Annotated in this window: 9 protein-coding genes; 5 read left to right on the top strand and 4 right to left on the bottom strand. The window is 72.2% G+C overall.

Annotated features, from left to right (window positions below):
* Positions 1-3: 3 nt before the first annotated feature.
* Together ABZ945_RS04295 and ABZ945_RS04290 are read right to left on the bottom strand one after the other, a co-directional pair.
* Positions 4-1,614 carry a D-aminoacylase gene (locus ABZ945_RS04295; protein ID WP_361263584.1) on the bottom strand — a complete coding sequence of 537 codons (1,611 nt, stop codon included), beginning with the start codon at positions 1,612-1,614 and terminating at the stop codon, positions 4-6.
* A gap of 15 nt (positions 1,615-1,629) precedes the next feature.
* Positions 1,630-2,901: an alanine racemase gene (locus tag ABZ945_RS04290; RefSeq protein ID WP_361263582.1), complete on the bottom strand. Its 1,272-nt coding sequence runs from the start codon at positions 2,899-2,901 to the stop codon at positions 1,630-1,632.
* Positions 2,902-3,095: 194 nt separating this feature from the next.
* On the opposite strand from ABZ945_RS04290, the gene ABZ945_RS04285 reads away from it, so the two are divergent.
* The 4 genes from ABZ945_RS04285 (at position 3,096) to ABZ945_RS04270 (ending at position 7,157) form a co-directional block, all read left to right on the top strand.
* Positions 3,096-4,364, top strand: a complete 1,269-nt coding sequence (locus ABZ945_RS04285) for a sugar kinase (protein ID WP_361263579.1) — start codon at positions 3,096-3,098, stop codon at positions 4,362-4,364.
* On the top strand, positions 4,361-5,146 hold the full coding sequence (locus tag ABZ945_RS04280) for an IclR family transcriptional regulator (RefSeq protein WP_361263576.1): 786 nt from the start codon (positions 4,361-4,363) through the stop codon (positions 5,144-5,146). The genes ABZ945_RS04285 and ABZ945_RS04280 overlap by 4 nt, the downstream gene beginning before the upstream one ends.
* Positions 5,143-5,565 (top strand): RidA family protein, encoded by a 423-nt coding sequence (locus tag ABZ945_RS04275; RefSeq protein ID WP_361263573.1) that lies wholly within the window; start codon positions 5,143-5,145, stop codon positions 5,563-5,565. The genes ABZ945_RS04280 and ABZ945_RS04275 overlap by 4 nt, the downstream gene beginning before the upstream one ends.
* A 128-nt stretch (positions 5,566-5,693) precedes the next feature.
* Positions 5,694-7,157 (top strand): gluconate:H+ symporter, encoded by a 1,464-nt coding sequence (locus tag ABZ945_RS04270; RefSeq protein ID WP_361263570.1) that lies wholly within the window; start codon positions 5,694-5,696, stop codon positions 7,155-7,157.
* Between the two features lie 73 nt (positions 7,158-7,230).
* Here ABZ945_RS04270 and ABZ945_RS04265 read toward each other — a convergent pair whose 3' ends face one another.
* Positions 7,231-8,634 carry a M14 family metallopeptidase gene (locus ABZ945_RS04265; RefSeq protein ID WP_361263567.1) on the bottom strand — a complete coding sequence of 468 codons (1,404 nt, stop codon included), beginning with the start codon at positions 8,632-8,634 and terminating at the stop codon, positions 7,231-7,233.
* 275 nt (positions 8,635-8,909) lie between these two features.
* Here ABZ945_RS04265 and ABZ945_RS04260 point away from each other — a divergent pair, with 275 nt between their 5' ends.
* Entirely contained in the window at positions 8,910-10,169 is a 1,260-nt protein-coding gene (locus ABZ945_RS04260) for an Nramp family divalent metal transporter (protein WP_361263860.1), read from the top strand.
* A gap of 14 nt (positions 10,170-10,183) precedes the next feature.
* On the opposite strand, the gene ABZ945_RS04255 is transcribed toward ABZ945_RS04260, so the two are convergent.
* Positions 10,184-11,866 (bottom strand): glycoside hydrolase family 18 protein, encoded by a 1,683-nt coding sequence (locus ABZ945_RS04255; RefSeq protein ID WP_361263857.1) that lies wholly within the window; start codon positions 11,864-11,866, stop codon positions 10,184-10,186.
* Positions 11,867-12,171: the final 305 nt, after the last annotated feature.

Genomic DNA, 12,171 nt, shown 5'->3' with positions numbered 1-12,171 from the left:
CCCTCACACCGGCGTACGCCGTACCGCGCGGCCCGCCAGCACGTCGGTGCGGCGGCCGTCCTCGATGGTGAACCGGCCGTCGATCAGTACATACGGGATGCCGGTCGGCAGGGTGCGGGGCCGCTCGAAGGTGGAGCCGGCGGCGACCGTCTCCGGGTCGAAGAGGACCAGGTCGGCCCGGTAGCCCTCGCGGACCAGGCCCCGGTCGGGCAGCCGGAGCCGGGCGGCGGGCCGGGAGGTGAGGTGGGCGACCGCCTCCGGCAGGGACAGCACGCCCAGCTCGCGGGCGTAGTGGCCCAGATAGTGCGGGAAGGTGCCATAGGCGCGCGGATGCGGCTTGGCGCCCTGGAGGATGCCGTCCGAGCCGCCGGTGTGCACCCGGTGGCGCATGATCGCCTGGACGTTCTCCTCATGGCCCACATGCTGGAGGATCGTCGTGCCCAGCCGGTCGCCGATCAGCAGCCGGCGGGCCGTGGTCCACGGCGCCTCGCCGCGCGCCTCGGCGGCCGCCCGCACGGTGGTGCCCACGTACGCGGCGAACGCCGGATCGGACACCCCGGAGATCTCGATCGTCTCCCAGTCGATCGGCACCCCGTGGCAGCCGTCCGAGCCCAGCTCCTCCAGATGGCGGCGGATCTCCCCGGCCACGGCCTCGTCCGCCAGCCGGGCCAGCACCGCGTCCGGGCCGCCCTCGCCCGCCCAACTGGGCAGCATCGCCACCAGGGTGGTGCAGCCCGGGGTGTACGGGTAGCTGTCCAGGGTGATGTCGGCGCCCTCGGCGAGCGCCCCGTCCAGGAGGGCCAGCAGCTCCCCGGCCCGCCCCTGGTTGACGCCGAAGTTCATGGTGGCGTGGGCCAGATGCAGGGCGCAGCCCGCACGCCGGGTCAGGGCCACCATCTCCGCGTACGCCTCCAGCGCCCCGGCGCCGTAGCTGCGGTGGTGCGGGCAGTAGTAGCCGCCGTAGGTGGCCACCACCCGGCACAGCTCGGTCAGTTCGGCGTCGTCCGCGTACATCCCGGGGGTGTAGGTCAGCCCGGAGGACAGCCCGACCGCGCCCTGCTCCAGCCCCTCGGCGACCAGCCGCCGCATGGTCTCCAGCTCGCCCGGGGAGGGCGGGCGGTCCTCCCACCCCATGGCGAGCATCCGCACCGTGCCCTGGGGGACCAGGTACGCGGCGTTGACCGCGATGCCCTGGCCGTCGAAGCCCCGGTCCAGCCGGTCCAGATAGCCGCCGACCGTGCGCCAGTCGAAGTCGACGTCGGAGCCGTCGCCGTTCCAGCCGGTGATGGCGGAGCGCACCTGGGCCAGGGTGCGGTCGTCCACCGGGGCGTAGGACAGCCCGTCCTGGCCGAGGACTTCCAGGGTGACGCCCTGGGCGGCCTTGGCGCTGTGGTCGGGGTCGCGCAGCAGCGCCAGATCGCTGTGGGCGTGCATGTCGATGAAGCCGGGGGCGAGCGCCAGCCCGTGCGCGTCCAGCACCCGCCGCCCGCTCAGCGAGGGCTCGCCCTCCCGGCGCAGGGCGGCGATCCTGCCGCCGCTGATCCCGGCGTCGGCGCGGTAGGGGGCCCCGCCGCCGCCGTCGACCACCGTCACATCCCGTATCACCAGGTCCATGGCCTGCCCTGACTCCTAGAAAAAGGTGCGGATGTAGTCGGTGACGGTGCCGTCGGCCTCGACCAGCGGGATGAGCTGCCACTTGTCGAAGGCCGTGCAGGGGTGGGACAGCCCCAGGCCCACCCAGTCGCCGACCTCCAGCTCCACGCCCTCCGCCGTGGTCAGCCAGCCGTGCTGGTCGGACAGCCCGGTGACGGTGATCCCCTCGGCCGGGCGGATGGAGCCGTCCCGCGCCGAGCGGACCACCTGGGCCTCGGGCAGATGCAGATCGTGGGCGGCGTCCCGCTTGCCCGCGTTGACGAAGGCCTGCCCGGGCGTGGGCCGGGAGATTACCTGGGCCCAGAGCCGGAAGGCCGGCTGGAGCGCGCCCTCCTGGGGCACCCGGTTGAACGGGGTGAGTTGGCGGTAGTGGCCGTCGTCGTGGGAGACATACGCCCCGGAGCGCAGCAGCTTCAGCACCGGTCGGGAAAGGTCGGGCAGCTCGGCGAAGACCTCGGCCACCGTGTCGAACCAGGCGCTGCCGCCCGCGCTCACCACGATCCGCTCCACCTCCGGGCCGAACCGCCCGGCCCGGTCGAAGTCGGCGGCCAGTCCGGTGAGCCGGTGCAGCCAGGCGCGTACCCGCTCCTCGGTGGCGTCCGGCACCTCGCCCTCGTACCCGGCGACCCCCACCAGCCGCAGCGTGGGCGCGGCGGCGACCGCGTCGGCCACGGCGGCGCAGTCGGCCTCGGTACGTGCCCCGGTCCGGGCGCCCGTACCGGCACCGAGCTCCACCACCACCTCCACCGGCCGCACCGCCCCGGCCGCCGCGAGGGCCTGGTCCATCAGCTCCACCCCGCGTACCGAGTCCACATACGCGATGAAGCCGAACTCCGGGTCGGCGTCCAGCTCACCGGCCAGCCAGCGCAGCGCGGCGGCGTCCACCAGCTCGTTGGCGAGGAAGATCCGCCGCACCCCGAACGCCCGGTACACCCGGGCCTGGTGCGGTACGGCGGCGGTGATCCCCCAGGCCCCGTAGCTCAGTTGGCGGTCGAAGAGCTGTGGGGCCATCGAGGTCTTGCCATGCGGGGCGAAGGCGAGCCCATGCCGCTCGGCGTAGGTCTCAAGGAGTCGCAGATTGTGCTCCACCGACTCGGCGGAGAGGGCGAGCACCGGGGTGGTGAACCCGCCGCTGAACAGGTTGCGGCGCTCGGCGGCCAGCTCGCCGACGGTCAGCCCCTCGGCGTCCGGCGGAAGCGCCTTGAAACGGTGGTCGACGCGCTCGGTGTGCGGATGATCGGCGGCCACGGTGCCCTCCGGTGCGGTACGAGGTGGTGTTGCATTTACTGCAACGGTCATTGCGTAGAACGCTCACCGCTGTCTAGCATCCGGCTCATCGCCCGGTCAACGGACCCGGCCACCCCGCACACCCTCCCCCCATCCCCGCCATCCCACTCCCCATCCCGCCCCCGACCAGCATCCGCCGTGAGGAGCCCCTCGACGTGACCGCACCCGGCACCGGAGCAGCCACCGCCGAGCCGACGACCGGCACCGGAGCGCCGGCGTCCGCCGCTGCCCCGACGACCGGCCCCGGAGCGCCGGCGTCCGCCGCTGCCCCGACGACCGGCCCCGGAGCGCCGGCGTCCGCCGCTGCCCCGACGACCGGCCCCGGAGCGTCGGCGTCCGCCGCTGCCCCGACGGCCGCCGCCTCGGAGGTCGGCACCGTACCCGGCACCGGAGCAGCCGCCGCGGGCTCCCCGCCTCCGTACGGCACCGACGTCGTCTGCCTCGGCGAGTCCATGGTCACCTTCCTGCCCTCCCGCCCCGGCCGCCTCGCCGAGGTGCCCTCCTTCACCCGCACCATCGGCGGCGCCGAGTCCAATGTCGCCTGCGCCCTGGCCGCCGCCGGGCACCGCACCCGCTGGGTCAGCCGGGTCGGCGCGGACGGCTTCGGCGACCATCTGGTGGCCGCGATCGCCGCGTACGGGGTGGACACCTCCGCCGTACGCCGCGACCCGGTCCGCCCCACCGGCATCTACTTCCGCACCGCCACCGACCGGGCCAGCGGCACCCACGAGGTGCTGTACTACCGCACCGGGTCCGCCGCCTCCGCGATGTCCCCGGACACCCTGCGCCCCGCCGACCTCGCCGACACGCGCGTGCTGCACCTCTCCGGGATCACCGCCGCCCTCTCGTCCGGCTGCCTCGCCCTCACCCGGGCGCTCACCGCCCGCCGCCCCGGCCGCCCCCTGGTCTCCTTCGACGTCAACCACCGCCCCGGACTGTGGCCCGAGCCCACCCGCGCCGGAGTCCTGCTCGACCTGGCGCGCGGCGCCGACCTGGTGTTCGTCGGCGAGGACGAGGCCGCCGACGCCTTCGCACTGCACGGCCCCGGCGCCATCCGCGCCGCCCTCCCCGAACCGGAGGTGCTGGTGGTCAAGCGGGGCGCGGACGGGGCCGTGGTGTACGCGGTCGGCGCCGACCCGGTGGAGGTGCCCGCGCCCCGGGTGGACGTGGTCGCGCCGGTCGGCGCCGGGGACGCCTTCGCCGCCGGGTTCCTCTCCGCCACCCTGCGCGGACTGCCGCTGCGGGCCCGGGTCCGGCACGGCCATCTGGCCGCCGCCGCCGCCCTCACCGTCCCCGGCGACCTCGCCCCGCCGCCGCCCCGCGACCGCGCCGACCGGCTGGCCGACCTGGACGATGCCGCCTGGGGGAGACTGCACCTCGGCCCCGGCTGGACGGGGGAGGACCAGGAGGTAGCCACACCATGAGCCAGACCGTCGACCGGGCGCTGAGCATCCTGCCGCTGCTCGCCCGCGGCCCCGCCGACCTCGGGCAGGTCGCCGCCGCCCTCGGCGTGCACAAGTCCACCGCCCTGCGACTGCTGCGCACCCTGCACGAGCACGGCCTGGTCTACCGCCAGGACGACCAGCGCTACCGCCTCGGCGCCCGCCTCTTCGCCCTCGCCCAGGAGGCCGTGGAGAACCTCGACGTCCGCGAGGTCGCCCACCCCCACCTCGTACGCCTCGGCGAGCAGACCGGGCACACCGTGCACCTCGCGGTGTACGAGGAGGGCGAGGTGCTGTACATCGACAAGGTCGACAGCCGCTACCCGGTACGGATGTACTCCCGCATCGGCAAGCCGGTCGCCATCACTGTCGCCGCCGTCGCCAAGCTGCTCCTCGCCGACCTCCCCGAGCCCGAGCGCCGCGCCCTCGCCGCCAAGCTCGACTACCCCATGTACACGGCCCGTTCGATCCCGCACGCCGCCGCCTTCCTCAAGGAGCTGGCGACCGTACGCGAACAGGGCTGGGCCACCGACCTCGGCGGCCACGAGGAGTCCATCAACTGCGTCGCGGCCCCTGTGCGCGGCGCCGACGGCCGAGTCGCCGCCGCCATGTCGGTGTCCGCGCCCAATGTGGTCGTCACCGCCGAGGAACTCCTCACCCTGCTCCCGCTGGTGCGCCGCACCGCCGACGCCATCAGCCGGGACTACTCCGGCAGCACCCCCACCACAGCCGGCCAGGAGCCCGGCAAGGAAGAGGCACCATGACCACCCCCCAGCAGTCCCACGCCCAGACCGCCCTCACCCCGCCCACCCACACCACCCCGCCGGCGAAGTTCTCGCACGGCGTGCGCAAGGGCAACATCCTCCAGGTCGCCGGCCAGGTCGGCTTCCTGCCCGCCACCCCGGGCCAGGCCCCGACCCCCGCCGGGCCCGGCCTGCGCGAGCAGACCCTGCAGACCTTCGCCAACGTCGAGGCGATCCTGAAGGAGGGCGGCGCGAGCTGGGAGGACGCGGTGATGATCCGCGTCTACCTCACCGACACCGCGCACTTCGCCGAGATGAACGAGATCTACAACGAGTACTTCAAGGATCTCGCCGGCCCGCCCGCCGCCCGCACCACCGTCTATGTGGGCCTCCCGGCCGGTCTCCTGATCGAGATCGACGCCCTCGCCGTCCTCGGCTGACCCCCACTCCGCACTCCCGCACTCCTCAGAAGGACCCCGCCCCGGCACGGCGCCGCATTCCCCGGCGCCGTGCCGCGCCCCACCCATGCCGAAAACGCCCCGCCGCCCCACCGCAAGGACCGGTAACCGTGGACCTCCTCGCCGCTGACGCACCCCCACCGCCCACCCCGCACACCGGCGGGCTGCTCACCCTGATCGACGGCACCGCCGGGCTGCTCACCGTGGCCGCCCTGGGCATAGCCCTGCTCCTCTTCCTGATTATCAGAGCCCGGCTCCAGCCGTTCGTCGCGCTGCTCGCCGTCTCCATAGCCGTCGGCCTCGCCGCCGGGCTCTCGGTCACCGAACTCTTCGGCACCGTCCAGAAGTCGGCCGCCACCTCGGTCATCGAGACCGGCATGGGCGGCATCCTCGGCCATGTGGCCATCATCATCGGCCTGGGCACCATGCTCGGCGCGATCCTGGAGGTCTCCGGCGGCGCCGAGGTGCTCTCCCACCGGCTGCTGCACCTCTTCGGCGAGCGGCGCGCCCCGCTCGCCATGGGGCTGACCGGCCTGATCTTCGGCATACCCGTCTTCTTCGACGTGGGCATCTTCGTCCTCGCGCCGATCGTCTACGCCGCCGCCCGCCGATCCGGCAAGTCCATCCTCCTCTACGCGATGCCGCTGCTCGCCGGGCTGTCGATGACCCACGCCTTCCTGCCCCCGCACCCCGGCCCGGTGGCCGCCGCCGGACTGCTGAAGGTCTCGCTCGGCTGGGTGATCGTGATGGGCGTGGCCGTCGGCATCCCCGCCGTGCTGGCCGCCTGGGTCTACGCCGCGTGGATCGGCAAGCGGGTCTTCGTCCCCGTACCGCAGGACATGGTGGAGGCCGCCGAGGACGCCAAGGCCGCGGTCGCCGCCGACCGCGAGGGCACCGACGAGGCCCCCGTCTCCCTCATCACCGTCCTCACCATCATCGGCACCCCGCTGGTCCTCATCCTGGCCGCCACCTTCTCCTCCATCACCCTCGCTCCCTCCCCCCTCCGCTCGGTGATCGAGTTCTTCGGCAACCCCTTCACCGCCCTCACCATCGCCCTGCTCCTCGCCTACTACCTCCTCGGCATCCGCCGCGGCTGGACCCGCAAGTCCCTGGAGTCGGTCTCCACCGCCTCCCTCAAGCCGGTCGGCAACATCCTGCTGGTGGTCGGCGCGGGCGGGATCTTCGGCGCGGTCCTCAAGGCCAGCGGCGTGGCCCAGGCCCTCTCCGACACCTTCCACGGCATCGGCCTGCCGGTCATCGTCCTGGCCTACCTCATCTCCCTCGTCCTGCGCGTCGCCCAGGGCTCGGCCACCGTCGCCATCGTCACCACCGCCGGCATCGTCCTCCCCCTCCTGGACGGCTCCGACCACTCCCAGCCCTTCCTGGCCCTGGTCATCATGGCCATCTCGGCCGGCTCGATCTTCGCCTCACATGTCAACGACGGCGGCTTCTGGATGGTCGCCAAGTACTTCGGCATCTCCGAACGCGACACCCTCAAGTCCTGGACCGTCCTGGAATCCGTCCTCTCCCTCGCCGGCTTCGCCGTCGCGGCGGCGCTCAGCCTGGTGGTGTGAGCCCCGGGCACACGAAAGCGGCCCCGCCGGAGTTTGATCTCCGGCGGGGCCGCTCGTCGTGCTGAGAGGGCCGTCAGCGGGTGGGGGAGCAGTACTGCTGCTCCTTGCCGATGGAGCGGTACATGCAGTCGGCGTTCTCGACCAGTTGCAGGACGGCGTCGCGGTTGCGGGAGGTCTCGCGCTCGATGACCTCGTCGGGCGGGTAGAAGCCGCCGCCGGAGGCGGAGCGGGGGTACATCTCGAAGGTGTAGCCGAAGATCTTGTGCGCGCCCCAGAGGTAGTCGTCGATCGACCCGTCGGTGACGTAGAGGTCGCTGGACTGCTGGGGGGTGTAGCCGTTGCTGGCGGCCATCTTGCGGCCGACGGTGGCGAAGGCGTCGCGGTCGTCCTGGGTCAGGCCCGGGGCGGTGTCGTTGTAGGTGTAGCCGTAGGGCCAGAGCACCAGTTCGCTGTAGGTGTGGAAGTCGATGGCGGCCTTGATCTGCTGCTTGCCGCCCACGGTGCGGGAGCGGACGAAGTCGGCGACGACCTTCACCTCGGGGGCCGACTCGGCGGCGCGGCCGCGGTAGGTCTCGGAGGAGGTGGAGCCGGAGGAGCCGTTGCAGCAGCCCCACTTGAAGTTCCAGTTGCGGTTCATGTCGGTGCCGACGTAGGAGGAACCGGAGTTGGGCTGCCGGTTCTTGCGCCAGCTGCGGTAGGAGCCGGTGGCGATGTCGTACTCGCCGCCGTCCGGGTTGAGGTCGGGGACGATCCAGATCTCACGGTTGTTGACCGCGTTGGTGATCCGGGAGTCGCTGCCGTAGCCCGCGCCGAACTCGCGGAGCAGATAGAGGGCCATCTCCACGGTCAGGTGCTCGCGGGCGTGCTGGTGGTGGGTGAAGAGGATTTCCGGCTCGTTCTCGTCGGTGGCCACGTTGTCGCTGATCTTGATGGCGACGATGTCCCGGCCCTCGTAGGACTTGCCGATCACCCGGCGGCTCATGATGTTCGGGTACTGCTGGAGCCGCTGGTTGATCTCGGCGTTCATCTCCGCGTAGTTGTGGTAGCGGGAGTCGGCCGAGGGGAAGTCGAAGGGCTGGGCGGCGGCGGTGGCACCACGGCGCGCGGGCGGCGCGGGCAGAGCCTCCAGCCGGTGGCCCCGGGCGCGTAGCCGGGCGGCCTGCTCGGCGTTGGCGCTGACCACGACGGCATGGCCGCTCGCCTCGTCGATCGAGACACCGGTGGCGGCGATGGCGGTGCGCTCGGCGGGGGTGGACGGGCCGTGGATCTCGTACTGCCGGATCACCTCCTCGCCGGCGGAGGCGGGGGCCACCGGTATCGAGGACGATCCGGTGTCGCCGGTGGTGGCGGTCGCGGTGAGGGGGGCGGCGAGGGCGAGGGTGAGCAGCGCGGTGAGGGCGAGGGGCCGTCTGCCGCGCCGGCCGCCCGGGACGGCCGAGGTGCCGGCCGCGCGCCTGCCGCGGATGCGAAGTCGCATGGATGTCTCCTGCGGTGGGGGGTACGGGGCGGGTGACCCCGTGGCAGGCATGGTCCGCTGATGGCATGGACCCGTCAAGGTGGCATCTCGGCCGGGAGTCGCCGCGGACATGAGTGCGAGAGCCCTGGCCGCTGGGTACGGACCGGATACCGAGCAGAGCGATCACCCGGGGCATCGGTCCGGAGGGAAGGCGGCGCGAGATGGACGGCGGCAGTGGCGGCGGGGGTGCGGTGGGGCGGGCGGACGCGGAGGCTTCCGGCGCGCGGGACACCCGTATGCGCAAGGCGAGTTGGCGGTCGATCGGGCCCGGGATCGTGGTCGCGGCGACCGGGGTCGGCGCGGGTGACCTGGTCGCCACCCTGATCGCGGGCAGCAAGTTCGGCTACACCCTGCTGTGGGCTGCCGTGATCGGCTGCCTGGTGAAGATCTCGCTCGCCGAGGCGGCCGGCCGCTGGCATCTGGCCACCGGGCGTACCCTGTTCGACGGCTGGCGCAGCCTCGGCGCCTGGACCACCGGCTACTTCGCGGTCTACGTGGCGGTGTGGGGCTTCGTCTACGGGGCGGCCGCGATGTCCTCCAGCGCGCTACCGCTCCAGGCGCTGTTCCCGGAGGTGATGGACCTGAAGTGGTGGGCCGTGCTCTGCGGGGTCGGCGGACTGGTCTTCGTCTGGTTCAACCGGTACGCGGTCTTCGAGAAGGTCATGACGGTGCTGGTGGGCGTGATGTTCGTGGTCACCGTCTATCTGGCGGTCCGGGTCACCCCGCACCTCGGCGAGGCGTTCGCCGGGCTGGCCCCGGTCCTCCCGGACGGCTCGCTGATCTACACCCTGGGCCTGATCGGCGGCGTCGGCGGCACCATCACGCTCGCCGCCTACGGCTACTGGGTCAACGCCAAGGGCTGGACCGACACCTCCTGGATGAAGGTGATGCGGCTGGACAACCGGGTCGCCTATGTCACCACCGGCATTTTTGTGATCGCCATGCTGTTCGTGGGCGCGGAGCTGCTGCACTCCTCGGGTGTGGCGCTGGCGACCGGCGACAAGGGGCTGCTGGACCTCGGGGACGTGCTCGCCGACCGGTACGGCACCGCCACCGCCAAGCTGTTCCTGATCGGCTTCTTCGCCACCTCCATCACCTCGCTGATCGGGGTGTGGCACGGCGTCTCGCTGATGTTCGCCGACTTCACCGCGCAGATGAAGGCCCGGAAGGCGGCGGCCGGGCCGGACGGCGCCACCAAGGAGGTGGCGAGTGGGGCGCGGGAGAAGTCGGTGGCCTTCCGGGGGTATCTGCTGTGGCTGACCTTCCCGCCGATGGCGCTGCTCTTCCTGGACCAGCCGTTCGGACTGGTGATCGTCTACGGGGTGATCGGCGCCTTCTTCATGCCGTTCCTGGCGCTCACCCTGGTCTGGCTGCTCAACTCCTCCCGTACGCCCGCCGAATGGCGCAACGGCTGGCTGAGCAACGGCATGCTGACGGCCGCGGGCCTGCTGTTCGTGGTGCTCTGCGTCCAGCAGGTCCGCGACCTTCCCTGGTGACTCCCGAGGGATCTTTACGGCAGGTTGTGCACGTGCGGGCCCACCGCGTTCGACCAGGCGTTGCCCGCGGTGGCGTCCCAGTTGGTGGACCAGGTCATCGCGCCGCGCAGCCCCGGGTAGGTCTTCGACGGCTTGAACTGGCCGCAGCCCGTGCCCCGGGTCAGGCAGTCCAGGGCGTTGTTGACGATGGCGGGGGAGACATAGCCGCTGCCCGCGCCGCGGGTGGAGGCGGGCACACCGAGCCCCACCTGCGAGGGGGCCAGGCCGCCCTCCAGCTGGATGCAGGCCAGCGCGGTGAGGAAGTCCACCGAGCCCTGCGAGTACACCTTGCCGTCGCAGCCCAGCATGGAACCGCTGTTGTAGTACTGCATGTTGACCACGGTCAGGATGTCCTTCACGGCCAGCGCGGTCTTGAAGTACTCGGTGCCGGTGCTCTGCATGTCGATGGTCTGCGGGGCCATCGTCAGCACCATCCCCGGGCCCGCCTTCGCCGAGAGCTGGCGCAGCGCCTTGGTGAGGAAGGTGGAGTTGATGCCGTGCTCCAGGTCGATGTCCACCCCGCTGAAGCCGTACTCCTGCATGAGGGCATAAGCGCTGTTGGCGAACGCCGTGGCCGAGGCGTCGCTGTTGATGGTGACGTTGCCCTTCTCGCCGCCCACCGAGATGATCACCGATTTGCCGGCCTGCTTCTTGGCCGCGATGTCCGCCTTGAACTCGGCCACCGAGGAGTAGCGCAGCGCCGGGTCCAGGTTGAACACGATCTGACCGGGCGTGGTGGTGGAGTCGGCGAAGGAGACCGCGATGATGTCGTACTGCGCCTGCACGTCCCGCAGCTTCTGCACGGTGGCGCCGTTGTCGAAGTTCTGCCAGTAGCCGGTCAGCGCGTGCTTGGGCACCGAGGGGTTGGGGTCCGGGTCCTGGCCGCCCGGCTTGGCGGTACGCGCGGTCACGGTGGCCGAACGCGCCGACTCGCCCGCCGTGTTGGCGGCGGTCACCTGGAAGCCGTACGAGGTGTCGGCGGCCAGCCCGGTCACGGTGGCCGAGGTCCCGCTCACCGACTGGACCTTCGTACCGTCCCGGTAGACGTGGTAGCCGGTGGCGCCGGAGACGGCGTTCCAGCTCAGGGCGACGGAGCTGGTGGTGGTGGCCCCGGTGGTCAGCCCGGCCGGGGTGGCCGGGACGCCGGGCTCCGGGTCGGTGCCCCCGCCGCCGTCCGGGCCGAGCACGGAGACATCGTCCACCAGATAGGCGGACTGGCCGTACCAGCCGTGGGTGTAGACCGTAACGGTGGTGGTGTTGGCGCCGGTGGTGAAGCGGGTGGACAGCTGCTTCCAGCCGGTGGAGTCGGGCGTCCAGGTGGAGACGTCGGTGGTGCCGGTGCCGGTCGCGCCCAGATAGGCGTAGCCGCCCTGCACCCAGGCACTCAGCGTGTAGGTGGAGCCCGGCTTGACCTTCACCTGCTGTGAACAGCGGGCGTTGTCCTGCCCGCCGGGGGCCGCACGCAGGGCGGCGGTACCGGAGCGCACCGGCGAGGAGACGGCGGACCCGCTCCCGGCCGAGCAGCTCCAGTTGGCGAGCCCGGACTCGAAGCCGGGGTTCTTGGCGACGTTGATGTCGGCGGCCTGGGCGGTGCCGGCGATCGGGCCGACGAGGGCGAACCCGGCGCCGACGGCGAGGGCCAGCCCGCTGCCGAGCAGCCGTCGGCGGCGTGGGGGTATGGGGGTGTGATCGGTGCGGTCGGTGCGGTCGTCCACGGGGGAGCCTTTCGTGGGGGAGGGGCCCCTGGGGGCGGGGAGGAGCCCGTCGGGACCTACGGAGAAGGGTGGGGATGGCGGAGGAAGAGAAGGTGGGGATGGCCGGGGGAGAGAAGGTGGGGATGGCGTTAAGTTGGTCCAGACCAATGTGATTGTCAAGGCCTCTGACAGGGACGGAAGTTGGTACGGGAGTCAACTCCTGACGGCTTCGTCCGCATTGGTCACCACCGGGGATCACCGCTCCTCCT

The sequence above is a fragment of the Streptomyces sp. NPDC046887 genome, assembly GCF_040644755.1.
Lineage (GTDB): Bacteria > Actinomycetota > Actinomycetes > Streptomycetales > Streptomycetaceae > Streptomyces > Streptomyces lichenis.
This window is presented reverse-complemented; position numbering and strand designations above follow the sequence as displayed.